The sequence below is a fragment of the Bartonella australis AUST/NH1 genome (assembly GCF_000341355.1).
GTDB classification, from domain to species: Bacteria; Pseudomonadota; Alphaproteobacteria; order Rhizobiales; family Rhizobiaceae; genus Bartonella; species Bartonella australis.
The window spans coordinates 1,111,872-1,136,375 of the sequence record NC_020300.1; the positions used below are offsets into that span (position 1 = coordinate 1,111,872).

At 42.1% G+C, this 24,504-nt stretch carries 21 protein-coding genes and 1 pseudogene; 15 read left to right on the plus strand and 7 right to left on the minus strand.

All coding sequences use genetic code 11. The features are described from left to right. Positions 1-267 precede the first annotated feature (267 nt). On the plus strand, positions 268-819 hold the full coding sequence (locus tag BANH1_RS04695; protein ID WP_015398260.1) for a BA14K family protein: 552 nt from the start codon (positions 268-270) through the stop codon (positions 817-819). Positions 820-866: 47 nt separating this feature from the next. Here BANH1_RS04695 and BANH1_RS04700 read toward each other — a convergent pair whose 3' ends face one another. Beyond that, positions 867-1,511 (minus strand): MBL fold metallo-hydrolase, encoded by a 645-nt coding sequence (locus BANH1_RS04700; protein ID WP_015398261.1) that lies wholly within the window; start codon positions 1,509-1,511, stop codon positions 867-869. Positions 1,512-1,657: 146 nt separating this feature from the next. Between BANH1_RS04700 and BANH1_RS07410 the strand changes: the two genes are divergently transcribed. Together BANH1_RS07410 and BANH1_RS07335 are read left to right on the plus strand one after the other, a co-directional pair. After that, positions 1,658-1,810, plus strand: a complete 153-nt coding sequence (locus BANH1_RS07410; protein WP_187287490.1) for a hypothetical protein — start codon at positions 1,658-1,660, stop codon at positions 1,808-1,810. A gap of 292 nt (positions 1,811-2,102) precedes the next feature. Then, the gene (locus BANH1_RS07335; RefSeq protein ID WP_144050541.1) at positions 2,103-2,408 is read left to right on the plus strand and encodes a hypothetical protein; all 306 of its coding nucleotides are present in this window, start codon (positions 2,103-2,105) and stop codon (positions 2,406-2,408) included. Positions 2,409-2,758: 350 nt separating this feature from the next. Here BANH1_RS07335 and BANH1_RS04710 read toward each other — a convergent pair whose 3' ends face one another. Both BANH1_RS04710 and BANH1_RS04715 read right to left on the minus strand, forming a co-directional pair. After that, positions 2,759-3,259: a type III secretion system chaperone family protein gene (locus BANH1_RS04710; protein WP_015398262.1), complete on the minus strand. Its 501-nt coding sequence runs from the start codon at positions 3,257-3,259 to the stop codon at positions 2,759-2,761. 339 nt (positions 3,260-3,598) lie between these two features. Further along, on the minus strand, positions 3,599-3,907 hold the full coding sequence (locus BANH1_RS04715; protein WP_015398263.1) for an accessory factor UbiK family protein: 309 nt from the start codon (positions 3,905-3,907) through the stop codon (positions 3,599-3,601). Between the two features lie 184 nt (positions 3,908-4,091). Between BANH1_RS04715 and lgt the strand changes: the two genes are divergently transcribed. The 6 genes from lgt (at position 4,092) to pth (ending at position 10,693) form a co-directional block, all read left to right on the plus strand. Continuing rightward, entirely contained in the window at positions 4,092-4,949 is an 858-nt protein-coding gene (lgt, locus tag BANH1_RS04720) for a prolipoprotein diacylglyceryl transferase (protein ID WP_015398264.1), read from the plus strand. After that, positions 4,949-6,037 (plus strand): class I SAM-dependent methyltransferase, encoded by a 1,089-nt coding sequence (locus BANH1_RS04725; RefSeq protein WP_015398265.1) that lies wholly within the window; start codon positions 4,949-4,951, stop codon positions 6,035-6,037. Before lgt ends, BANH1_RS04725 begins: the two co-directional genes overlap by 1 nt. Positions 6,038-6,107: 70 nt before the next feature. After that, complete coding sequence (gene pgeF / locus BANH1_RS04730; protein ID WP_015398266.1) at positions 6,108-6,893, plus strand: peptidoglycan editing factor PgeF; 786 nt, start codon at positions 6,108-6,110, stop codon at positions 6,891-6,893. Positions 6,894-7,305: 412 nt separating this feature from the next. After that, entirely contained in the window at positions 7,306-8,238 is a 933-nt protein-coding gene (locus tag BANH1_RS04735; RefSeq protein ID WP_015398267.1) for a ribose-phosphate pyrophosphokinase, read from the plus strand. 1,168 nt (positions 8,239-9,406) lie between these two features. Continuing rightward, complete coding sequence (locus BANH1_RS04740; protein WP_015398268.1) at positions 9,407-10,033, plus strand: 50S ribosomal protein L25/general stress protein Ctc; 627 nt, start codon at positions 9,407-9,409, stop codon at positions 10,031-10,033. A gap of 78 nt (positions 10,034-10,111) precedes the next feature. Next, positions 10,112-10,693, plus strand: a complete 582-nt coding sequence (gene pth, locus BANH1_RS04745; RefSeq protein ID WP_015398269.1) for an aminoacyl-tRNA hydrolase — start codon at positions 10,112-10,114, stop codon at positions 10,691-10,693. A gap of 488 nt (positions 10,694-11,181) precedes the next feature. Here the strand turns inward: pth and BANH1_RS04750 are convergent. Then, positions 11,182-11,850 (minus strand): annotated as a pseudogene (locus BANH1_RS04750) (L,D-transpeptidase); the annotation flags it as partial. Positions 11,851-12,141: 291 nt separating this feature from the next. Here BANH1_RS04750 and ychF point away from each other — a divergent pair. Beyond that, positions 12,142-13,245, plus strand: a complete 1,104-nt coding sequence (gene ychF, locus BANH1_RS04755; protein ID WP_015398271.1) for a redox-regulated ATPase YchF — start codon at positions 12,142-12,144, stop codon at positions 13,243-13,245. Between the two features lie 162 nt (positions 13,246-13,407). Here the strand turns inward: ychF and BANH1_RS04760 are convergent, their stop codons facing one another. Then, positions 13,408-13,839, minus strand: coding sequence for a PRC-barrel domain-containing protein (locus tag BANH1_RS04760; protein WP_015398272.1), 432 nt, complete (start codon positions 13,837-13,839; stop codon positions 13,408-13,410). Positions 13,840-15,283: 1,444 nt separating this feature from the next. Between BANH1_RS04760 and BANH1_RS04765 the strand changes: the two genes are divergently transcribed. Continuing rightward, the gene (locus BANH1_RS04765; protein WP_015398273.1) at positions 15,284-15,742 is read left to right on the plus strand and encodes a tRNA (cytidine(34)-2'-O)-methyltransferase; all 459 of its coding nucleotides are present in this window, start codon (positions 15,284-15,286) and stop codon (positions 15,740-15,742) included. Positions 15,743-15,821: 79 nt separating this feature from the next. Here the strand turns inward: BANH1_RS04765 and BANH1_RS04770 are convergent, their stop codons facing one another. Beyond that, on the minus strand, positions 15,822-17,075 hold the full coding sequence (locus tag BANH1_RS04770) for a CCA tRNA nucleotidyltransferase (RefSeq protein ID WP_015398274.1): 1,254 nt from the start codon (positions 17,073-17,075) through the stop codon (positions 15,822-15,824). 248 nt (positions 17,076-17,323) lie between these two features. On the opposite strand from BANH1_RS04770, the gene BANH1_RS04775 reads away from it, so the two are divergent. Genes BANH1_RS04775 through BANH1_RS04790 form a run of 4 tightly spaced genes read left to right on the plus strand, consistent with a single transcriptional unit; the run spans position 17,324 to position 24,154 of the window. Next, positions 17,324-18,352 (plus strand): AAA family ATPase, encoded by a 1,029-nt coding sequence (locus BANH1_RS04775; RefSeq protein WP_015398275.1) that lies wholly within the window; start codon positions 17,324-17,326, stop codon positions 18,350-18,352. Next, positions 18,352-19,263 carry a DUF58 domain-containing protein gene (locus tag BANH1_RS04780; RefSeq protein WP_015398276.1) on the plus strand — a complete coding sequence of 304 codons (912 nt, stop codon included), beginning with the start codon at positions 18,352-18,354 and terminating at the stop codon, positions 19,261-19,263. The genes BANH1_RS04775 and BANH1_RS04780 overlap by 1 nt, the downstream gene beginning before the upstream one ends. Next, the gene (locus BANH1_RS04785; protein WP_015398277.1) at positions 19,260-22,061 is read left to right on the plus strand and encodes a DUF4159 domain-containing protein; all 2,802 of its coding nucleotides are present in this window, start codon (positions 19,260-19,262) and stop codon (positions 22,059-22,061) included. Before BANH1_RS04780 ends, BANH1_RS04785 begins: the two co-directional genes overlap by 4 nt. Beyond that, positions 22,058-24,154, plus strand: a complete 2,097-nt coding sequence (locus BANH1_RS04790) for a glutamine amidotransferase (RefSeq protein ID WP_015398278.1) — start codon at positions 22,058-22,060, stop codon at positions 24,152-24,154. The genes BANH1_RS04785 and BANH1_RS04790 overlap by 4 nt, the downstream gene beginning before the upstream one ends. Positions 24,155-24,216: 62 nt before the next feature. Here BANH1_RS04790 and BANH1_RS07060 read toward each other — a convergent pair whose 3' ends face one another. Next, positions 24,217-24,435 carry a hypothetical protein gene (locus BANH1_RS07060; protein ID WP_144050542.1) on the minus strand — a complete coding sequence of 73 codons (219 nt, stop codon included), beginning with the start codon at positions 24,433-24,435 and terminating at the stop codon, positions 24,217-24,219. Between the last annotated feature and the right edge of the window lie 69 nt (positions 24,436-24,504).

Here is a 24,504-nt window from a genome sequence, read left to right on the forward strand (position 1 = left end):
GCGTGAAAAGTGTCGTTCAGTACAGAATCTGACTACCGGACGAAGGAATGAAACTCTTAAATACCCGGTGTGACGGGTTGAGGTGGACGCGCTGTATTCTTCAAAACTGGGTCTTTGGCCCAGTTTTATTTTGTACCGCTATAATTATCCTCAACTAAACAGCCCCTTTTTTCGTTCTGCTTGCGTACAACTCAAAACCGTTCAGGCTATATTCAGCTTAGAGCGTGTAAAGTGCGAGTAAATATAAATTCACCGAGGAGTGTTGTTATGAAACAATTGATTAAATTAGCGGTGTTCTCAGTAATATCAACTGCGATCATTTCAGCACCGCTGACTACAGCATCAGCCTATAGTGAATACTATTATCGGCTGCAAAATCCCCCACATTATCGTTCAACATCTCACTACATTTCCAGCGATCATAGAATACATCATCATCATTATCGTCATACTGAGCGCCAAGTGAATTATAACGTTCATAAATATTACGTGGAGCGTAATAACGCAGGTGATGCTTTAGTAGCGGGCGTTCTTGGCTTTGCTGTGGGTGCAATTCTTAGTGAGGCTCTGAAAAAACCGCAGCAACCAGAAATTATCTATCAGGTCCAATCTCCAAGTCAGGTAATTTATCGACAACTCCCGCAAACTCAGGTAATTTACCAAGTACAGCCAACAACGACGTACCAAATTACCTCACAGCCACAAGAAGTAAGTTGGCTTCAATACTGCACGCAAAAATACCGTACATTTAACCCGCAGACAGGCACTTTCCGGGGCAGTGACGGCTTAGATCATTTTTGTCGTGCCCCGTTACAATAATTTCTTTGATGACACCCAAAACCCGCTTTGGAGCGGGTTTTCGTGTATTAAATTCCTTGGAGAAAGGGATTATAGCGGCGTTCATAGCCTATTCGGCTTCCTGGGCCATGGCCGCAAATAAAGCTGACGTCATCTCCTAATGGCAGAATTTTTTGCTTAATAGATTTTATTAATTCTTCATGAGAGCATAACGGAAAATCAGTCCGCCCGATAGAACCACGAAATAATACATCACCTAATAGTGCAAAGCGTTCTTTCTCGTTAAAATAAATAACGTGGCCGGGAGAATGCCCTGGTGTATGAAAAACATTAAACATATGTCCGGCACAATCAACGCTAAATCCATCTTCCAACCATTGATCAGGCGCACAAACGCGTGCATCGCTCATACAATAGCTTTTTGCCATTTCAGTAACATTATCCATCACTGGCTTATCGGCGCAATGTGAACCGATAATTGGGACATCAAGTGCTTCCTTCGCTTGCATCGCCGCCCCCACATGATCAATATGACCGTGTGTTATCCAAATAGCCTCAACTGTAATACCCGCTTCTTGAATCGCCCCCTGAATTCGGGGCCAATCACCGCCAGGATCCACTAAAACACCTCGTTTACTTTCATCATCAAAAAGCAAAGTACAATTTTGCCGGAAAGGTGTAACTAAAATGATACGCGCGCTGAGATAACCCATGGTATCCTTTCCTAATATTAAACATTCTTAAGCTTATCGATAATGCTTCTTACCCCCATTATAGAGGATTTCCCGCCCGACAGCTTCATGCAATTATGCAAACTATACCTCTCGCGTAAATTAAATTTTTGTCAAGGTCTTGGGTAATGAATAATCATATTCAAGTTTTACGCGATAATCCGCCTCGCCTTTTTGTGATTGATGACAATACCTGCATTAGCGATCTCTCATCTCAATTTCTTATTAAAAATGGGTTTCCTGTTTTTGTTTCCGCCAACTCTAACGGAGCTAGACGGTGACTTAAAAATTCAGATTTGATCTTCTTATCATTGATGTAATGGTGTTTAATAAAAATAGCATCGATCTTACCCGATCGTTCCTCTAAACACAAAGAGCGTTCCCATTGTGATACTTATAGTTTTGTCAGAAACAAATAATCGTATTCACAGGCTAAAAGCAGGCATAGAGAATTATCTCGCTAAACTATTCAATCTTCGTGAACTTTTCACTTTGTAGCTTAAAAATCATTAAGTTGTCGAGCAAAGAGCGAGGAATGACGGCCATTTTTTCTGCACATGTAGGTGCACAATTGTGCACTATAAATCCGCAACAGGCGACAGCAATATAAGCGAATATGCGATCAATGTAGAGATCAACTACCCGCGCCGTAAAACAGAAAAAACAAGCCAACTCCTATATAACTCCGGTATGCAAAATATATTGGGAAACTCCCTCGCTTTAGCGCGTGGCGAAGATAATAAAAACGTCAAAAATTTCGATGCAAATACTCTTATACAAAATTTTCCGCCAATGCTCGTCTTCACCAGCACTAATTTTCTTACACCATCGGAGTTCGCGCAGGTTCGAGTGCGCCCGCATACCTGCCCTTTTGGCTAAAAACCTTGTATCAAAATCATTTTATTATGCAGACATTATCGAGCCAACAGCAGTATCTCAGCAAGAATCTTTTATCATTATCATTAGCAATGACTGACTGGATATTCATAAAGCCACGCACTCAGAAATATTTAAACCATTTTTTCGACTTAATAAGGCACGAAACTGAAGCGCCAATAGAACGGATCTCGGCCTTTTTATTGCTCAAAACATAACCCATGACCACGAAGACAATATTCGGTCAGAGGACGGCCTTTAAGAGGCTTGCGTGCCGCCGCTAATACCCCTCATGGGATGCGCTCGGAAAGTCCTCTGTAAGAAAAAATCGCAAAATAGTTTCACCAAATAATCTAGGCGTTACCTACAGTTTCAAACAGAGCATATTGTAATGCTTTACGAGCGCTTTCGCCGGCCCAAGCAACCATTTGAAAAGCAGCATAATGGCTTTCGCAAACTTTTAGTGCGTGTATTAGCAGTGTCTCAACCTGTATGTGGGATGGATGCGCACCACCAGCAAGAAGAAGGCCTTGCCGATAAATGACCGAATTATCCCCCCGCCAATAATCAAAATGTCCCAACAATAATTTCTCATTAATTGCCAACAATAAACGATTCACTTCCATTGCCCGAGCATTTTCAATAGACAGATCAAATGCACAGGCTAAATGAAGAGCTTCTTGTTCTTCAATCCATGAAAAAGCAAGGCGATAATTAGCTCGTTTCCCTTCTACGCAAACGCTAATTTCATCTTTTACATTCCGCTCAAAAGACCAATCGTATTTATAGGCAATCTGTTCAATAAAATCGACCGGATGCTCTTCTCTTTTTATAGTGCTAAAGGCAAGCCTCATTATTATCCCTCGACGATGGTAAGAACACTATCAATACAGCATTAAAATTTATAACCGCAGGAGAACTTTTGCTACGATTAAAATCTTTACACCAAGCAAATACGCATAAAAAACACCGACGACACGCGATACAAAAAACTAAAATATTCTCTACGGTAATGCGCCTGATAAAGACAAAACGAATCACCGATCTTTTTCAGTCTATTGATACAATTTCATAGTGCTAGCCCCCTGATTCAAAAAAAATATTTTTTTGTAAAAAATAAATCAGCACTCTGCCCTAACAGACTCAGGATTAAGCATTTTTCGGCCTCGCGCACGATACCGAAAAATTGGGGATTATTTTTTTGAAGTTACAATCTCTTGCGCTGACTCTTGCACCGAAACCGTTTTAATTTTTTTACGGCTCTGTTCTTCTAAAGTGTCAACACGTTTTTTCAAATCAGCGTTTTCAGCACGTGCTTTAAGAACCATTTCCTTGACCACTTCCAATTCTTCGCGTGAAACGAGATCGAGGTTATTAGCTATCTTCTCCACCTGCAAACGGAAAGCCGTCTCGGCCTCGCGCTGCACGCCTTGCGCGATACCAGCTGCATTCACTACTAATTTTGCTAATCCATCAAAAATACGGTTTGGCTCGTCACTCATGAGGCTTTCCTTTAACTTCAGTCACAAACGCACTCCGGCGCATTCTATATGACACCTAGATACCGTACTCATCTTTTTGATCACCATCAACAGCGATAATCCGCCTTTCTCTAGCTTGACCATTATATATCCATCTGGCATGTTCTAAAGATCATATAATTTTACAAATGTAAAGCGTCCACTTATGAATGATTCCCCTTTTTGTCCCACCATTTCTTTCCCTACTTTCCTAGATCCTGTAATTGTGCGTTTAGGGCCGGTGGCACTCCATTGGTACGGCCTTGGTTACGTTTTAGGTATTCTTTTTTCTTGGTGGTATGCACAAAAATTATTAAAAAATAAACCTTTATGGCATGCTGAACAACCTCCTATGGATACGGAAAAAGTGGGCGATTTTGTCGTATGGGCGGCCATCGGGATCGTTGTTGGCGGTCGCTTAGGGCAAGTACTGATATGGAATCCCGCTTACTATTTTAGCCATCCAAGTGATATTATCGCGGTGTGGGACGGAGGAATGTCCTTCCACGGAGGGTTAATTGGCATCATCATCGCAATGATTTTATTTGCCCATAAAAATAATATCGACACTCTGACCATGTTTGATATAATTGCCGCAGGCGCGCCTGTCGGCATTGGTATCGTGCGAATATGCAATTTCATTAACCAAGAATTATGGGGCAATGTGACTACTGTTCCTTGGGCCGTTTGCTTTCCTTATGATCCTCAGTATCTACCGCGCCATCCAAGCCAACTTTACGAAGCATTAACGGAAGGATTTCTCCTCTTTATTATATTGGCCATTATTGTTTTTGCTTTTAAAGCACTGAAACGGTCCGGCGTTGTAGCAGGTACCTTTATCATAGGCTATGCAGCAGCACGCAGTATTTCCGAAATCTTCCGCGTTCCCCAAGAAGATCCGCAGTGGTTTTCCGCCTTTTTTCGTTCTACGGGACTCACCTATGGTATGGTTTTATCTTTCCCTATGTTTCTTTTGGGGTTTTATCTACTTTTCTGGGCCTTTAGAGATCAATCCACAAAATAATGGCTACCTTAAAAAAGAAAATTAAGGAAATTATTGCTCTTAATGGACCAATAACTGTGGGCCGATATATGACATTGGCGCTCTCAGATCCCCAATTTGGCTACTATCAGACACGAACGCCTTTTGGACGTACAGGTGATTTTGTCACTGCTCCCGAAATAAGCCAATTATTTGGAGAAATGATTGGCATTTGGGTCATTGCAAGCTGGAAAGCCCAAAACTGCCCTCAACCTTTTATTTTGGCTGAAATAGGACCAGGGCGCGGAACTCTGATGGATGATGTTTTACGTACCATACGAAAATTATGTGCACCAACATTCAATGCTGCTGAAATTTTTCTCGTCGAAATAAGCAGACATCTTGCAACAGAACAAAAAAGTCGTCTTTCGCCTCATCAAAAACAAATCCACAGCATTAAAAGCTTTGATCAAATACCGCCGAAACCTCTCTTCTTAATTGCTAATGAGCTATTTGATGCACTTCCTATTAATCAATATATTAAAAGTAACGGAGAATGGAGAGAACGTCGAATTACACTCAATAAAGATGGTGATTTTACATTTATCGCCGGCCCACATAAATTTCCTTCTGCCCACTTACCGCCTCAATGTTCCGGAGTCCCTGATGGAACTATTTTTGAGCACGCACCTTTACGGGATCAATTAATGAAACAAATCAGTGACCACTTAATGCGAATGACAGGTTCTTCTTTGCTCATTGATTATGGTTCTTCTGATTTTGCGTTCGGAGATACACTGCAAGCTGTATCAAAGCACACATTCTGCAATGTTTTTGACGCCCCTGGTGAGCATGATTTAACATCACACGTTAATTTTTGTACCCTGAAAGCGGTAGCAGCTCAAAGAGGCTGTTTTGCCGAAATTTTTGAACAAGGAGATTTCCTTTTTAAAATGGGACTATCGGAACGCGCACAGAAACTCAGCGCTGATAAAACTACCCTAATCCAAGACAAAATCCGCCAAGATGTCGAGCGACTAGCCGGACCAGATCAAATGGGTAAACTTTTCAAAGTTCTATATATAAGTGATAAAAATATAGCGCTACCTCCGGCCTTTCTTGACCGCTAACAACAATATTTGACAAATAGCGGCCCCTCACCCATCATCTCTGTTTCAAATAATCCATAATGGAGCTTTTATGAAATCCATCCTTAAACCCATCTTGGCAAAAAATCTCGTCACATTACACTCGCACCAAGTGAAACACGGTTTTTTTACACGTCAGGAAGACGTTTCAACAGGCCTTTATCAGCAACTTAATATCACTCAAAGCTCAAGCAATCACTCTGAACATATCACGAAAAACCACAAATTGATTACCGATTATTTTGGTATCGAAGTAAAAAATTTAGTCACCGTCCGTCAGATACACTCCTGTGAAGTAGTAGTAGTTGATCAGGTTTTCATTGGTGAACCTCCCGAAGCTGACGCTCTAGTTACAACCGTAAAAGGCCTCGCAATTGGCGTCATTACAGCAGACTGCGGACCAGTTCTTTTTGCTGATCCGCAAGCAGGTGTCATTGGCGCTGCACACGCTGGCTGGCGGGGGAGCTTAAACGGAATTTTGGAAAAAACGATCTCGACAATGGAAGAACAAGGTGCCAAGCGGCAATCAATAACAGCAGTTCTTGGGCCTTGTATCGGCCCCCGCTATTTTGAAGTAACAAGCGAATTTTACGACCAATTTATTAACTGCCATAGCCAATTTAAACGGTATTTTTTGAAAACAGCAGATCATTTTAGCTTTAATTTATGGGCATTTATTACGGACCGACTAAAAAAAGCAGGCGTCAACGCTTCTTGTGTAGAACTTTGCACTTATCAGCATGCACAGCATTTTTTTTCTTATCGCCGCGCAACACACCGTAACGAACCCGATTATGGACGGCAAATGTCCGCTATTATGTTAGAAAATAAAAGATAAGCTTCTTTTGGGCCGTAATGATATTCAAAAATTCTTCCAGGCAACAGCCTTCTTTTCGGAAAATACACTATCAATTCCCGCTGCGGTACTTTTTCAGTCTATCATCCATCGTAAAGACATCAATGATTCGAAGACAACTCGAGATCCAATATTATCGATACTCCGACAACGCGCGCTGCTACTCTCATTAATCAGCTAATCAATATAAAATATCGATTGCACCTAAAGCCCTCAAATTAGTAAAAGACTCCGAAAATCGAACGTGACCTTTAGAAAAAAGGCAATAGACTCCATACCACTTTAACCAATGATAAATAAAATTAGAGTGATTTTGCGATTGTTTCCTTGCAATCTGATAACAAAAAGTTAAAAACCGTGTCACGTTCCACTATGATCATTTAGAGGCTCCATCATGAAACTTTTTTGCGGTAATTCTAATCCACGCCTTGCCGAGGATATTGCAAATTATCTTAACATCTCCCTAGGTAAAGCAACTGTAAAACGCTTCGCTGATCAAGAAATTTTTGTGGAATTGCATGAAAATGTGCGCGGGCAAGACGTATTTGTACTGCAATCCTCATCTTATCCCGCAAACGATCACTTGATGGAATTGCTTATCATGATTGATGCCCTTCGCCGCTCTTCGGCCCGCCGAACTACGGCTGTTATACCTTATTTTGGGTACGCCCGCCAAGACCGCAAACCTGGACCGCGCACGCCTATTTCTGCAAAACTTGTTGCCAATCTGATTACTGAAGCAGGCGCCAACCGTGTTTTAACATTGGATCTGCACGCTGGGCAAATTCAGGGTTTTTTTGATATTCCAACGGATAATCTTTACGCTGTTCCTGTTATTTCTCGTGACGTTAAGATGCATTATTCTCTTGATAATGTCATTGTTGTTTCACCTGATGTCGGTGGTGTAGTCCGTGCGCGCTCCTTAGCTAAACGCTTAAACAGTCTTCTTGCTATTGTCGACAAACGCCGCGAGCGCCCGGGTGAATCAGAAGTTATGAACATCATTGGAAATGTATCTGGAAAAGATTGTCTTTTGCTGGATGATATTGTTGATTCAGGTGGAACCCTATGCAATGCAGCCAACGCCCTTCTCGAACACGGGGCAAATAGTGTCACTGCTTATATCACGCACGGCGTTCTTTCCGGAAACGCTATAGAACGTATCACTAATTCTGCATTAAAAGAATTAGTTATTACCGATTCAATTATGCCAACAGAAAAAATTGAACGAGCGCACAATATCCGCGTCTTAGCAATTGCTGACTTAATAGGAGAAGCAATTGCGAGGACCGCGGCGGAGCAGTCTGTTTCGAGCTTATTCAGCTAAATCAACGCTTTTAAGCCTCCCGCATCCTTTCTGTAAGCAAAAAATCAAAAAAAGACCACAGGGCTTCTGCTGCTAAAAATCGGTGCCGCTTTTTTGTCTTTTTGCTAAAAAATGACTATTATTGGTCTGAAAGGCTGTACCAGCCGGCCTCAACGATATTCATAACAAGTGGCAACTAAAAAGGGACAATTCAAAGTAATAAAGTGGCTACGGTTAACGTTCTTGCAATCTCTCTATTTAACAATATCTAACAATACTCCATTTCCAAAAGAGCAAGGGCGCACGCTATATCAGTACTCGATAAAATCTTTTCATCTAAAAACAAAGATTCATAGATAATAATTCCCGCGGACCTAGCCGATGCTATTGACACAGACTAAGCTACGTTTAAAGGCCAAAGCGTTAGCGAACTGTGGTCTACTTCATAAAAACTTCCCCCCTGTGACTAAGGTCGATAATTGCACCTTCATTAACTACCACTGACAAAAATAGACACCACTAATAGCACTCACCCTCAAAAATACCCCGAGAAAACACTAATAGCTTACGTCCGGCACCTGACTTTAAACCTTCAAAACTGAACGCAGCAGCTCCCAATGCGGTTAAATACGATAAGCAATCCATGTCATTTTTTTCTTCGCCGAGCTTCAAAAAGCGTTGCAATTAAGTTCAGCTACCAAAACCACAAAATCATCTTCCAGGTTAATGACACACTCACGGAATACATTCAAAAAATACCGGAAAAGATAGCTCCTCCTAAACAGAAAGCCTCATAAAAAAGCGCAGCACCAATGATTTACCAAAATTAACAGGCAGCCAGCACCAATTTGTGTGGCAAGCCCTGCTCCGGCACATCATTCTTGTACGCCCTAGACTTTATAATATCTCCTTCATCTAACATGCAGAGATACCGATTAACACTGACTGATGCTGTGTTTACTTCGTCTCTGTAATATTTTCTCTGCATTAATAGTGAACAACCACGGATTTTTCTCGCAACTCTTGCATCTGTGGATGGTTTGAATTATAGAATGGAGCTCCTACGTAGACACCCTTGGAGGCAACGTAGGGTGGAGCAATCGCTGCCTTACAGCGCGTACCTTCATATTCATGTAAAAATCGTTGTTGATTTTTAGTGAATCTCCAATCATGTAAAAGGGGCTTAATTATGAGCAAAAGCTACACTCTTAAGGCCGAAATACGCGAGCGGGTTGGTAAGGGGTCCTCCCGTGCACTTCGCCGCGACGGTCTTATCCCGGCCATCATCTATGGCAACAAGCAACCTCCTTTAGCTGTTGCGGTTTCCTACAAGGAAATTTTTTATAAAATTCACGCAGGCGGCTTTCGTACTACAGTCGCTACTGTTGAAGTCGGTAAACAAAAAATTCAGGTTTTACCTAAAGATTACCAACTTGATCCAGTTCGTGACGTTCCTGTGCATGTAGATTTTTTGCGTATTTCTGCAGAATCGGTCGTACAAGTGGATATTCCCGTTCACTTCCTCAATGAAGATATAGCCCCAGGCATTAAACGAGGTGGTGTTTTAAATATCGTGCGCCATGAAATTGAATGTACCGCGCCGGCAAATGCCATCCCTGAATCGATTAAGATTGATCTTTCCGGCTATTCTATTGGCGATTCTATCCATATTTCAGCGGTACAACTTCCAGAGGGTGTTGTCCCGGTTATCCAAGATCGAGACTTCACCATTGCAACCATTGCAGCCCCTGCTAGCATGAGTGCTGACGACGATGCTTCAGAACAAGAAAATGGTGAAAACGGCATAAATAATTAGCGAATTCTAGAAGGCGGGAAAAATCCCGCCTTTCCGTTAAATATTTCGCTAATTTCTCACACTCTACTGAAGGCGCGCATGTTGCTTATTGCTGGTCTCGGCAACCCCGGTTCGCACTATCAAAATAACCGCCATAACATAGGTTTCATGGCTGTTGATGCCATTCACAAATCTTTTCCCTTTTCTTCATGGTCAAAAAAATTTCAAGCCGAAATTTCTAACTGCCTTATACATGGCGAAAAAATTCTTCTCGTAAAACCTCAAACTTTCATGAATTTATCCGGCCAAGCCATTAGTGAAATTTTGCAGTTTTATAAATTAGACTTAAGCAACTTAATTGTCATCCATGATGAACTCAATTTGCCAGCCGGGAGAGTGCGTATAAAAACCGGAGGAGGGAGTAATGGACATAACGGCATAAAATCTATCGATATTCATTGCGGCAACGATTACCGCCGCCTGCGCTTAGGGATTGGGCACCCTGGTTCCAAAGAATTGGTTTCACAATATGTTTTAGGAAATTTTACAAAATCCGATCAAGAATGGCTTCCCCGTTTATTAAACGCAATCGCAAACAATATTGTCGTTTTAATCAAGGAAGATGCTAACCGCTTTATGAATAAGATTTGCTTAGCAACAGAAAACAAAGAATCACAATAGTATATCGCCGGTCTTGAGTGTATAAATTTAACTACGCGCCCTCTCTCGCGGTTCTTACATATGGCATTCCCTTTACTAATAAGAATGTCAAAATGTATAAGCCTGAAGCAAAAAACACAAAATTGATCAAACCGATCTACCCGATACTGTGCCGCTCAAAACTAGAATAAATCGTCTGAGCTAACATCCGGCTGTCGACGATTCATAGCCGGCCTATATCTTGATTTGCTTGATGCTTGTCTAGCATCCTGCGAGGCTAATGATTTTGAATCTGGAGCACTTGACGCCCATCTAGCACCTTGCGAGTCTGCCGATTTTGAATCCGGAGCACTTAGCGCCCATCTAGCACCCTGCGAATCTGCCGATTTTGAATCCGGAGCACTTGGCGCCCGTCTAGCACCCTGCGAATCTGCCGATTTTGAATCCGGAGCACTTAGTGCCCATTTATCACCCCGCGAGACCACTGATCTCGTATCTGGCATGCTGAAAGCATCTTCACCATTTTGCAACACGACCACACGTGAGCCTTTAGGGACACGGCCGTAAAGGTCAATAATATCTTGGTTTAGTAAGCGGATACACCCGCTTGACATAGCGTGACCAATCGACCACGCTTCGTGTGAGCCATGAATACGGAAAAGTGTGTCCTTTCCATTTTTGAAAAGATACAACGCCCGCGCACCCAGTGGATTATCAGGCCCTGGTGGCATACCTTGCGCTAAATGGCCATAACGCTCTGGTTCGCGAGCCATCATAGCTTCAGTAGGAGCCCAATTCGGCCAACGGCGCTTATATTGTATAGTCCCCTCGCCTTCAAATGCCAAACCTTCTTTACCTACACCGATACCGTAACGTAAAGCTTTTCCATTTTCACCAACAAGGTAAAGAAAACGCGCATTGGTATCCACGACCAACGTACCAGCTGGATAAATAGTGTCATAATCTACTTGCTGACGCCAAAATTTCGGATCAATTGCTGCTATATCAACTGCAGGCAACGCATAAGGCTCGTTCGTTACAGGCCCATATAAAGCCCGCACTTCCTCTGGAACATTCTGAACCCGCGGGGAAGAAACCGGCGACATATCTGACCGGAACATAGAGCAGCCCGCTAACGTCGCAAGAGCTGCAATTAAAAAAATACAACGAGATAACAATCCCATATTCTCTCCGATTATTTATTATGTATATTATCATACTACGAAAATTTAGCGCGTAACCGACGCCCAGCTGTAATTTCATTATCACAAAACTTCATCACTTCTACAATAAAGAATATTTAAAATCGAACATTTAAAAAAATGATAATAATTGCTCGATCTACCTTTTTTGCGCCATTATAATAACTGTAGACTAGAACTCCCCTAAAAACGTGCTATAGAAGTGCTAACATTATTTTATTTCGACTGACTAGAATAAAAAACCACAATTACACAGAAAGAGGGCCTATGGGATTCAAATGTGGCATCGTCGGGTTGCCTAATGTTGGCAAATCGACTCTTTTTAATGCGTTAACGAAAACAGCCACAGCACAAGCTGCTAATTACCCTTTTTGTACAATCGAACCTAACACAGGTGAAGTGGCTGTCCCTGATCCGCGAATGCAAAAAATTGCTTCCATCGCATGTTCCAAAGAAATAATTCCTGCACGTATTAATTTTGTTGATATTGCAGGGCTCGTGCGTGGTGCATCAAAAGGCGAAGGCCTAGGCAATAAATTTTTAGCCAATATTCGTGAAGTTGACGCCATTATCCATGTTTTAAGGTGTTTCAAAGATGAAGATATCGCCCATGTAGAAGGTCGGATTGACCCTGTTTCTGATGCGACAACCGTTGAAACAGAGCTTATGCTTGCAGATCTCGAAAGTCTTGAGCGACGAATCTTACAAATCCGCAAACGTGCAACCGGAAAAGACAGAGAAGCGCTGTCGATTCTTCCTATGATGGAAGCAGCGTTGAAATTACTACAAAAAGGACACCCTGTACGGTTATTGCTCAAAAATATTTCCGCTGACGAGCGCTATATTCTTAATAGCCTGAATCTTTTAACTTCTAAGCCCGTGCTTTATGTCTGCAATGTAAGCGAAAATGATGCTGCTCGTGGTAATGAATTAACTCAAGCAGTTGAAAAAATGGCAACAGAGCAAAACACGCAAAGCATTATCATTTCTGCCTCCATCGAATCTGAAATCGCCCAACTTACTGAAGAAGAATCTGTAGAATATCTCAGCGCCCTAGGGCTGACTGAACCTGGCCTTAATCGGCTTATTCGTGCTGGCTATCATCTACTTGATTTGATTACTTATTTTACTTGTGGACCTAAAGAAACACGGGCATGGACGATCGTCCGCGGCGCTAAAGCACCTCAAGCAGCTGGAATAATTCACTCAGACTTTGAACGTGGCTTTATTCGCGCCCAAACTATTAGCTACGAAGATTACATTACCTCAGGTGGAGAAAATGGAGCAAAAGAAGCAGGCAAAGCTCGTGATGAAGGAAAAGAATACATCGTGCAAGACGGCGACATCATGCTATTTAAACATAACACTTAAGACTGAGGCACTTTTGTCTAAATTTTATCGTCGCTTAGCTACCCAAAGCAACTTTCTATATAAAGCGATTTCCCCTTCTCAAAAAGAGAGTTTTAACGGAAACAGCCGCCCTCACGCGGCTGGGCTATCCGTTAAAAATAAAAATGTTAAAAATTAACGTACTCAACGGCCTTCATATTTAAATTCTGGGGCTGTCTTAAGAGAATCTTTCGTTGCATTAATAATAAATTTCCATTTTCCATAATCATTTGTCATCTGGACCGTTTCGGGAGAAACAGCAACATAACGTTCACCTATACCGAGGAAACCACCGACACCAATCACAAATCCCCCGACGTCATCTTTGTCCAAAATAATATCTTTCACTTCACCGATATTTTCATCATCTACATTATACACTTGTGCACCAATAAGACTTGAAGCAGTAAAGTCAGTTGCAGCAGGCGTGACATAACGCACTACCGTATTTGAATCGACCTGTACGATGCCAGTTGATGAAATCATTTCAGACGCAGAAGGCATAACAGAAGGCTGGGCATAAACACTAGAAACCATAAGGCCTGACACAAAAGTAGCGAAAGCAATTTTCTTCATTTTAATATCTCCATTTTTACTTACGGACTTTCAACGTGCGATAGCTTAATTTGTTCCCTCTGTACTTCTCCAAGATCAGTCACCTCAACTTTTTTTCTTCAATTTTTCCGCAAATTTTATATCACAAACATACCAAATTTAATTTTTTGTAATACAAGCAAACTCTTCAAAATAACTAAAAATGATGCGAAAATTCACTTCCCCACGAAACTTATAAGAGTTTCGGCCGCCTGATATCGAACAAGTAGGCACATCGCGTGCATAAATATTTAACTTTTTCTGAAATTTGCCCCCTACAAATAGAATTTATCCTCAGATAAAACACCGTCCTTACGCAGTCCGTTACAAACGCCATATCACGAGAGCTTAAAATATGTAAAATAAACTAGGTTTAAAGATTGATAAGTAATATCTCGCGAGTTCACTGCTTTTTTAAAATATCAAAAGTTGTCGGCAAACTTATCCCAAGTTGCTTTTTATCTGAATGCAGCATAATTTCCTTTCCTCACTTCCGCTTGCGCAGCTTAGCCCTATTAGACGTTGCATTTTAAATATAGCATGCTAATTGTGAGCTCATGTCTGCCCTGTTTTATGTCGGATATATCGACATTTTCCTACACAGAATGAACTCCTATTTGTTAGTGCCCCCGCTTAAAAAAATTAGAGTGCGTAGAGTGCACGTTATTGTCGTCACTAAGCTGAAAATTTTTGAATTCTTATCACGCAAATAATTCCTTAAGCCCATTATGAAAATGAATTTCGCTGTTGCGCTTAAAAGTTAATGACACGGTCGCCTATCTTTGAATAAGCGCTCTCTTACGTCGACGTAAGATTCCCACTAACCGTGAAAATAATATAAACGGCCAACGCGCACAAAAATCCATAAATAACGACCTGTCTAAACAAAAAGAAGCAACAGCCCCGTGTAATCTAGCGAACCACAACACCACGCGCAATAACAACTAATAGTAGAAAAACAAAAACGCCCCGGTAATATTAATGACAGTAGCTAACTTCCAACTTTATGCAACAAAAACGCCTTATGTTGACTCGTAGTCAGTTAATCCAAAACTGAGTTGTTCAAATCAAAAAGAAACATTTTCACAACCGCGGTCAGTACCGTCAATCGCCATAATAATGGGCCAGAATACAATCGTGATGTTGACAAAAAGCAGCGAGCTCTCAAAAGAGGTAGGCGTATGTTCATTAAAAAAATGTACCTAAAATCACTTCCGCTTAAAGCCACTCCTATGTTCCTCGGAGTGTGTCTCTGACCTCAATAACGTAGATTCAGTTACTTGCAATATATGAAAAATATTTACGCGCATAAACTCCCCCGAGATTCAAAATAAATTATAACCCAGTGCTCTCCCTTTACTATATAAGCCTGAAACAAATTCCATGTCTCCTTTACAAATTAGTCTGAATACCATATTCACGGCCTATGACACTCCATATCGCTCTTTTCCAACCAGATATTGCTGGTAATACGGGGACGATTTTACGCCTCAGCGCTTGTCTTGGTTTGCACGTGCATATCATCGAACCTGCAGGCTTCGATTTATCGGATCGCAACCTTAAACGAGCAGGTATGGATTATATCGAACGTACCTCGATAGAACGCCATATTGATTGGCAGCATTTTATTGATGCAATGCGGTATTTTAACCGCCGCCTCCTGCTTTTGAGCACGAAGGCCAAAACATGCTATACAAACATATGTTACCAGAAAAATGATGTTTTACTTTTTGGTCGTGAATCAGCTGGCGTTCCCGATTATGTTTATAAAGATATTCACGACTCGCTGACGATTCCCATGCAGCCGCATGCACGCTCCTTGAATCTCGCTATGAGCGTGGCCATGACAACAGGAGAAGCCCTTCGCCAAATTGGCTATCAGTGAAAGCAATAAAACCTTATGAAAATAAAAGAAAAAATTGTCCAAGGGAAAAGAACTCGATAATTTCGACAAAAACTCGGCATCACCCTTCAATTCTTTCTAGTAGCTCATTTTGATCTATCAAAAATCCACTCTCAACCCATATTGCTTCCAGTTCTTTTAGCTTTTCTCCTAAAAGCACCCCTTTAGCCAAACCTTTTTTCATCAAATCCTTCCCACTAACAGGAAATACTGGAATTTGCCATTTTTGGGCAAACTGGTAAAGCCTGGCATAATGTCTTTCTTTTTGCAAATCCTGATCTTTTCCTGAAGAGGCAGCGCGCGCTGCCGCCAAAGATAAGGATAACTGGTCCAAAATTGGCTGCCTACCACGGAAATAAATTAATTTTTTTAAAAAAATATCTGAATAATTTTCGTCAATCTTCTCCAATTCTGCCCATTCTTTTAATCGTACTTTCTCCTTATTAGATAAACGCAAACGGCGAGCCATATCGTGAATACGCGCAACATCGGGAGGAAGAAGGCTCTCTAACCGCAGTAATGGATCTATTTTCCAACGAAGAGCATGCTCTGTTTCTACCAGTGAGTGAATAGCATCAATGCCCCACTTTTCTGTTTCAGGCAAAATGAGCGTCAAAATGCCACCTTGGCGCATCCATAAAAGGGCACGTGTTGGATCCGGCGCACAAAGAAGTTTTTTCATTTCCCCCCAAACACGCTCAGGTGAAAGTTTTTTCAAACCTTGCTTTAAACGAACACACGCTTTTAATCCCTGCGCATCAGGCCGCCCTGCCCCATACCACGCAAAAAAGCGAAAAAAACGTAAAATACGCAAATAATCCTCGCAAATACGCTTCTCTGCGGTGCCTATAAAACGTACCGTCCGGCTCGCAATATCAATTAAACCTCCCACTTCATCGTAAAGCTGGCCAGCCGCATCGCAATAAAGTGCGTTAATAGTAAAATCTCGCCGTTCAGCGTCTTTTTTCCAATCACGGCTGAAAACAACCTTTGCATGTCGACCGTCCGTCTCAATATCAGAGCGAAGAGTTGTCACCTCATAAGAACACGTTTCAGCGACTACTGTTACTGTACCAAAATCAACACCAGTGGGAATAGCTTTAAACCCTGCTTCTTTCGCACGCTTTATAACCTCTTGCGGCAAACAGGTGGTAGCAATATCGATATCACTAATAGGTTGCCCAAGAAGCTGATTACGCACCGCCCCTCCAACTACGCGCGCTTCCTCGCCATTCAACGATAAAACATGAAGAAGTGTTTGTATTTGTCCATGCTGTAGCCAGTTAACCTGTTTGAAATCTCGTGTTATGCTCACCCCTCAGGCCTTTCAAACAAACCCTTATTATGTCTCCATTAAGAGTCTTTCCACGCACCAATTTATGATACATCTCCGCAAAAGCCGCACCTCCTACTCCACGAAGAGTATTCTCTGCCTGTGCGCAAATATCAAAAAAAAATAGCTCTCTACGCTTCTTTTCTTTTTGCTTTCTGCTACAAATTATAAAATATTATTATCGTACGGAGAAAGTCCTTACTCCGTGATAGATACCTTAAGGAAAAAATATGAGTCAAGGTAATAAGATACCCCGTTCCGTTAAAAAAGCCGGTATCAATGATAATGCCGAATTAATTATTGGTGATATTGATAAAGCACATAAAGAATTGGGTATTCTGCAAAAAGAAATTAACGAGGTCATTTTTGGGCAAAACCGTGTGATTGAATATACCTTAACGGCTATTTTAGCCGGGGGACACGCTCTTCTCGTTGGTGCCCCAGGACTTGCTAAAACGTGTCTTATTGAAGCATTAGGAACCGTACTAGGACTTGACGAAAAGCGCATCCAATTCACACCAGATTTAATGCCATCAGACATCATCGGGTCCGAGATTATGGACTCAGATAAAAATGGTCAACGTTCTTTTCGTTACATTCAAGGTCCCGTCTTCACCCAACTTCTTATGGCCGATGAAATTAATCGCGCATCTCCCCGCACTCAATCAGCTCTTTTGCAGGCCATGCAAGAATATCACGTCACTGTTGCGGGCGTACGCTACGATTTACCACAACCTTTTCACGTACTAGCAACCCAAAATCCTCTTGAACAGGAAGGAACTTACCCACTTCCTGAAGCACAACTTGATCGTTTTTTAATGCAGATTGATATTGGTTACCCTGATTTAACCACAGAACGGCGCATTATTTTGGAAACAACAGGCGAGAATAGACAAGTTGTGAAACCGATTTTATCAACCCGAAAATTGCAAAAAATTCAACAAATCATTCGCAAAATGCCTATTTCTGAAAATGTTGTCGAAGCTATTTTAAAGTTAGTGCGTTCCGCGCGCCCTAATAGCGATCATCCGCTCGCGGCCTATATTGCTTGGGGACCGAGTCCTCGAGCGTCGCAAGCGCTTTCACTTTGCGCTCGCGCTCGCGCTCTTTACCACGGGCGGTTAGCGCCCTCACTCGACGACATCCGGGCACTAGCTCAACCCGTGTTACAGCACCGCATGGCACTCAATTTTTCTGCACGTGCTGAAAATATAACTATGAAAGATATTATCGCTAATCTTGTGAAAGACGCCCTCTAATGGCCTTTGGCAAAAAAGTTTTACAAAAAGCCCCCTTATCGCTCGCTGCAAAATTACATGAAAATGTGGTCGATATGCCCCATCTTCTCCTGCAAGCGCGCCTTATCGCTAATACACTCACAACTGGTCGGCACGGTCAGCGCAAACACGGAAATGGAGAAAATTTTTGGCAATTTCGTCCTTATACTGGGGAAGAATCTGCCGCGCGCATTGACTGGCGCCGCTCAGCACGTGGTGAAAATGCTTACCTGCGCGAACGCGAATGTGAGATCACACAAACGGTCTGGATCTGGCCTGATCAAAGCGCCTCCATGCATTATTGTTCGCGCTTTTCTAAGATTTCTAAAGGCAATCATGCCGTCATTATTTCTCTCGTATTAGCCACACTTTTCGCACGCGACGGCGAACGTATCGCTGTCCCTAATTTAATGGCCCCCACGATAACCTCAAACGCAACAGAGCGCATGGCCCTAGCTTTAACAAATTATCAGATTAATAATTCATTCCCAGATTTTTCAGCTATCACGCGCTTTTCGCAGGTTATCGTAATCAGCGATTTTCTCGATCACCCTGAAAAAATAATCCAAAATTTAAAAATTTTGGCCATAAAACAGGTCAGCGCACATTTAATTGAAGTCGCTGACCCAGCAGAAGAGCATTTTCCTTACACAGGTCGCGTAGAATTTTTTGATCCTGAAACGGAAGAAAAATTTATTTCAGGAAAAGCGGAAAATCTCCGCGGGCATTATTGCAAACTTTACCAAGCAAGACGGGAAGAACTAATAAATTTTTGTTCACATCAAGGGTGGACTTACCAAGTTAGTAAAACCGATCGCCCCTTAACAGAAACCATTTTACAGCTTATAAGCAGCCTGAACGTTTCTACACCTCACGCAGGGAGGGTACGTTGAGTTTTGGATCCCCCTTACTTTTGCTTGGGCTTTTTGCTTTACCGCTTCTATGGTGGTTATTGAAAAAAACACCTCCTCCTCCTCATAAAGAGCTCTTTCCTCCTTTACGCCTTTTGTTGAAGCAAGCTGGTCAGCAAACGATGGCTGACCGCACATCTTGGTGGATGTTATTATTACGGTTAACTATAGCGGCCTCGGTCATTATTGCCTTAGCACGTCCTAATTGGAACGAAAAACCTGTTATGTTTTCGGGGTCTCAGCAATTTGCGCTCATCATCGATAATGGGTGGGCATCTGCCGAAGCATGGCAAAAACGCATTGCTGTCGCGCAATCTCTGCTCACACAAGCAGAGAAAAACAAGAAGAGTGTTTATCTTCTTGCAACAGCTGAGGACAATACTCAAATTGATCTTCTATCTGCAAAAGAAACAATACAACATTTAAGGCATTTACAATCTCGGCCTTGGCCTACTAACCGTGTAGATGCACTTAAAAAACTCATTGAAAAAATTGGCAAAGAAACCCTCGATATCGTCTACTTGAGCGATGGACTACAAACAAGTGAAGATAATCAGGCTTTTGCTTTAATTGAACAGTTAAAGCCCCAAACGCTCCTGTGGTACTCAACTGATATCTCTAATCTAGTCGGTATAACAACCATAGAAAATGATAATGGAAGCATGGCAGCGCGCGTTATCCGTGCGACCGCCCGCGGTAAAACTGCGGTGACATTGAATCTTTATAACGCAAAAAATCAGCTCCTTGGCCGTTTTAGCGCGAGCTTCCGCGAAGGAGAGACCGCAACTCTCGTCCCTTTCAACTTACCGCTTGAATTGCGTAATGATATTGCGTGGATTAAAATTAACGACCATCCTCAAGCTGCCGCAACCTTTTTGGTCGACAAACATAATCAGATAAATCGTGTTGCTCTCCTATCACCAAGCATCAACAAAATGGTACAGCCCCTACTTTCCCCATTTTACTACGTTATCAAAGCGCTGCAAGGGCACGCACAACTTATTACAGCTGAAGGAGGAGAGCTTTCAGGCGATATCAGCAACTTACTTGAACAAAATCCATCTGTCTTTATTATGGGCGATATCGTTAATATCTCAAAAGAAGCAGAAAAAAAGCTCTCCGATTTTGTGAATAAAGGGGGAGTACTTATCCGCTTTGCCGGAGAGAATCTGAGCACTGCCCAACATTACGACAGCTTACTCCCTGTTCCACTACGTCACGGAAAACGCCTACTTGGAAGTGTTATGTCGTGGGCAAAACCGCAAAAACTCGCATCTTTTACAGAAAGTAAGCTTTTCTTTGATCTTCCTTTTCCAGAAGACGTTACTGTCTCACGTCAAATCTTGGCAGAACCAAATTCAGATCTTTTTGAAAAAACATGGCTCAGCCTTGCTGATGGCACTCCCCTTATTACAGCTGCTACCCGAGGCAAAGGGACGCTCGTTTTTGTTCATATTGCGCCTGATCCCACATGGTCAAACCTCCCGCTTTCCGGATTTTTTACACAAATGTTGCAAAAGCTTATCGCGCTCAGTGCGCACGAAAATGAGACCTCGATGCAAATAAAAGCAGCGACGATACAGCCCCCTTGGAAAATATTGACAGCCGACGGCCAATTGCAAACACCTCCCTCACATGTTGCCCCGCTGGTCATTGACGCGCAAAAACCGCCTCTTCCCTCTTACCGTACCCCACCCGGACTTTACGGCTTTAAAGATAATCTTCATGCATTTAATTTACTAAACCATTCATCACGCTTAGTAAAACAATCACCGTTACCACCCTACCTCAACGAAGTTACTTTATCCTATGATATAAAAGAAAAAGATCTTACCGGACTATTTTTTGGATTAGCTAGTTTGTTATTAGCTCTGGACAGCTTTTTAGTTTTATGGGCGGGTAGAGCTTTTTTTCTCAACCGAAAAAGCAGTATTCTGCTTCTTCTCTTTTGTGTGGCAAGCTTCGACATTTCACCCCCTAATATATCAGTTGTTCATGCACAATCTTCTGAAAAATATAATGAAATCACCGTGCAGGCAGCTGGTTCTACCCATCTTGCTTATGTCGCAACCAATAATTATGAAATTGACGCAACAAGTAAGAGCGGGCTGGAGACGCTTAGTCGTTTCATTGCAGAACGCACAATGCTTTCACCTGGTTCAGTGGTAGCACTTGATCTTGATAAAGACGAACTGGCTTTTTATCCTCTCATTTACTGGCCAATTGATGCTAATAGTCCTATGCCAACAAGAAAAAGCCTCGAAAAAATAAGTGCTTTTATGAAACACGGCGGCACAATTTTATTTGATACTCGTGATCAGATAAGCGCCAATCTCGACCTTGAAGGAACTGCTACCCCAGCCAGCCAAAGATTGCGTGCCATATTAAATGAATTAAACATTCCATCCCTTGAACCAGCATCATCCGATCACGTCGTTGCCCGTTCCTTTTATATTATGCCCGATTTTCCTGGACGCTACCGCGGTTCACTTTTATGGGTTGAAGCATCATCAGTGAATAAAGAGAGCAAAAATTCTATTGCTGCTGGTGACAATGTCAGTTCTCTTCTGATTACCGCTAATAATTTCGCTGACGCTTGGGCTCTGGACGAAAAAGGCACATGGAAATATCCGCTTGTTCCTAATGACCCTATGCAACGTCTTTGGGCATTTCGTGCAGGATTAAACATTGTCATTTATACGCTCACGGGAAACTACAAAGCCGATCAGGTACATGTTCCCGCACTATTAGAGCGCTTTAACAGAGAAAGAAGGCGATGATACCATCTATTACCTTTCAGCCTTTTTTGCCTATCTCTTGGCTTCTGTTTTTAGGAGGACTAACCACCCTTTTTATAATTATAGGCCTTATTACACAACGTGATAGAGCTTTATTGCGCTCTATGGCGTCGGCCTCACTTATCCTTGTTTTGCTCAATCCCACGCTCATAAAAGAGCAGCGCGAACCTGTTAAAAGTACCGTGGGTATTGTGATCGATCACAGTGAAAGTCAGACTTTTGGCACACGCGCGCAGGATACTGATACAGCACGCGCGCAATTAATAAATGAACTTTCTCATTATACGCAATTTGAGCTACGCTTTATTGAGGTTGGGAAATCTTCTGATAACCATTATGCATCATCAACGAACTTATTTAACGCTTTAGCACACGCCATATCCGATATACCACCATCTCGCTATGCAGGTACAATTTTAATCACCGATGGGCAAATTCACGATATTCCGTCACTACCAGAGCTTAACCACAATGCACCCATCAACGCTCTTATAACAGGCAAGAAAAACGAATTTGATCGACAGATTAAATTCGTCTCCCCTCCCCGTTTTGCTCTCGTCAATAAACCACAAACTCTGTCTATTTTAGTAGAAGATAAAGGTAAAATCAGGGAATCCGTGCCGGCGCAAGCAAACATTACCGTCAGCGTAAATGGCCAAGATGTCGGCCATTATTCTGTAACTCCCGGTGTCATTTTCCAAACTGAAATCACACTCTCCCACGCAGAAAAAAATGTTATTCAAGTTACAACTGATACATATGAAGGTGAATTAAGCCTTGATAACAACCACGCCATAACTATTATCGAAGGTATTAAAGAAAATTTACGAGTTCTTCTTATTTCGGGTGCACCTTATAATGGTGAGCGTACATGGCGCGATCTTTTAAAAAGTGACTCTAATATCGACCTTGTCCATTTTACTATTTTGCGTCCAGCTGAAAAAGCGGACGATACACCTTCCAGTCAATTATCACTCGTCGTATTTCCCACAACAAAACTATTTGTCGAAGATATTAATAATTTCGATCTCATTATTCTCGACGGTTACCAACATTCAACCACGTTTCCATTAATTTATTACGATTATATCGCTCAATACGTAAAACAGGGCGGCGCACTATTAATGGTGACGGGCCCTGAATTTACTGAAGAATCTTCACTTGCAAAGACGCCTTTGATAAGTGTTCTGCCGGCATTACCGAGTGGTGCAATTATCCAAAAGCCTTTTCGCCCTACATTAACCAAAGAAGGTGAGCGCCACCCTGTTACACGAGATCTCGCGACACCTGCTTATCCAGCGTCGCAATGGGGACGATGGTTGCGGCAAATTGCGATTCAAAACACAGGAAAAAGTATTGCCGTCATGAAAGGAGCCGATGAAGAGCCTCTTTTGCTCCTTTCCCGTGTCGGTGAAGGCCGCGTAGGCATGTTGCTTTCCGATGAAAGCTGGCTTTGGGCACGAGGCTTCGAAGGTGGAGGTCCCTACGCAGCTCTTTACCGCCGCATCTCTCATTGGCTCATGAAAGAACCAGAACTTGAAGAAGAAAAATTAAGCGCTATAAGCGACCATAACCGCTTAACAATTCGCCGACAAACGCTTCAAAATCATCCCGGGCCAACTGAAGTTATTTTTCCTTCTGGAAAAAAAGAAAATATCACCCTCACTAAAGAGAAAGAGGGTATATTTACGGGCGCCATTAACACTGACGAAATAGGGCTATTTACGATCCGCAATGGTGATCAAACAGTACTTTCTCCCGTAGGCATATCCAATAACCTTGAATTTTCTGACTTAATTTCAACAGAGGAAAAACTCGCTCCCATCAGTAAACACACTGGTGGCCATATTATACGTTTACATAATGAGAAAAAAAACGACATTCATCTTCCTCCTATCAAACTCATTCAATCACAAACAGGACAGGTATCTCCCTTTTCCCATTCAATTGTCCTAAAAGAAGCAACTGAAACTCGTTCAGTTAATATCTCTCATTTTTCGTTATTTTCTGGATTTTTTGCGTTACTTACCTGCCTGTTATTACTTGGTGGCACGTGGTATCGTGAAAATTACTAAAAAAAATCACAAACTGCTCACAACTTTCAAGAAACCTGAAACCTGCATTACAAAAAATTTGTTTAATAATGCGGATAACAACGCGCCTTATCGCGCACGGTTTTTAATGCACCTTCTCGCAATTCCAGAGCCAATAATCGCCTTGATTTCACCGGTGCAGACATTCCTATCCGCCCATATTGTGCATTTTTGAACCCGAAACGGCCACAGTAACCTTCATCTCCAATCAAAATGACCAAAACAACATTGTGATTTTTCGCTACCTGCAACGCCGTGTGCATTAATTTGCCCACCGTACCAACATTTTACAGTCAGATAGAATAACAAAGGGATCTAATAAACAAGCAACT

Coding starts and splice junctions, on each gene's coding strand:
- BANH1_RS04760 (WP_015398272.1), bottom strand. CDS start 13,839: ATGAAGAAAATTGCTTTCGCTACTTTTGTGTCAGGCCTTATGGTTTCT.
- BANH1_RS04700 (WP_015398261.1), bottom strand. CDS start 1,511: ATGGGTTATCTCAGCGCGCGTATCATTTTAGTTACACCTTTCCGGCAA.
- BANH1_RS04725 (WP_015398265.1), top strand. CDS start 4,949: ATGGCTACCTTAAAAAAGAAAATTAAGGAAATTATTGCTCTTAATGGA.
- BANH1_RS04735 (WP_015398267.1), top strand. CDS start 7,306: ATGAAACTTTTTTGCGGTAATTCTAATCCACGCCTTGCCGAGGATATT.
- BANH1_RS04740 (WP_015398268.1), top strand. CDS start 9,407: ATGAGCAAAAGCTACACTCTTAAGGCCGAAATACGCGAGCGGGTTGGT.
- BANH1_RS04790 (WP_015398278.1), top strand. CDS start 22,058: ATGATACCATCTATTACCTTTCAGCCTTTTTTGCCTATCTCTTGGCTT.
- lgt (WP_015398264.1), top strand. CDS start 4,092: ATGAATGATTCCCCTTTTTGTCCCACCATTTCTTTCCCTACTTTCCTA.
- BANH1_RS04710 (WP_015398262.1), bottom strand. CDS start 3,259: ATGAGGCTTGCCTTTAGCACTATAAAAAGAGAAGAGCATCCGGTCGAT.
- ychF (WP_015398271.1), top strand. CDS start 12,142: ATGGGATTCAAATGTGGCATCGTCGGGTTGCCTAATGTTGGCAAATCG.
- BANH1_RS04780 (WP_015398276.1), top strand. CDS start 18,352: ATGGCCTTTGGCAAAAAAGTTTTACAAAAAGCCCCCTTATCGCTCGCT.
- BANH1_RS04695 (WP_015398260.1), top strand. CDS start 268: ATGAAACAATTGATTAAATTAGCGGTGTTCTCAGTAATATCAACTGCG.
- BANH1_RS07410 (WP_187287490.1), top strand. CDS start 1,658: ATGAATAATCATATTCAAGTTTTACGCGATAATCCGCCTCGCCTTTTT.
- pth (WP_015398269.1), top strand. CDS start 10,112: ATGTTGCTTATTGCTGGTCTCGGCAACCCCGGTTCGCACTATCAAAAT.
- BANH1_RS04715 (WP_015398263.1), bottom strand. CDS start 3,907: ATGAGTGACGAGCCAAACCGTATTTTTGATGGATTAGCAAAATTAGTA.
- BANH1_RS04765 (WP_015398273.1), top strand. CDS start 15,284: ATGACACTCCATATCGCTCTTTTCCAACCAGATATTGCTGGTAATACG.
- BANH1_RS04775 (WP_015398275.1), top strand. CDS start 17,324: ATGAGTCAAGGTAATAAGATACCCCGTTCCGTTAAAAAAGCCGGTATC.
- BANH1_RS07060 (WP_144050542.1), bottom strand. CDS start 24,435: ATGCACACGGCGTTGCAGGTAGCGAAAAATCACAATGTTGTTTTGGTC.
- pgeF (WP_015398266.1), top strand. CDS start 6,108: ATGAAATCCATCCTTAAACCCATCTTGGCAAAAAATCTCGTCACATTA.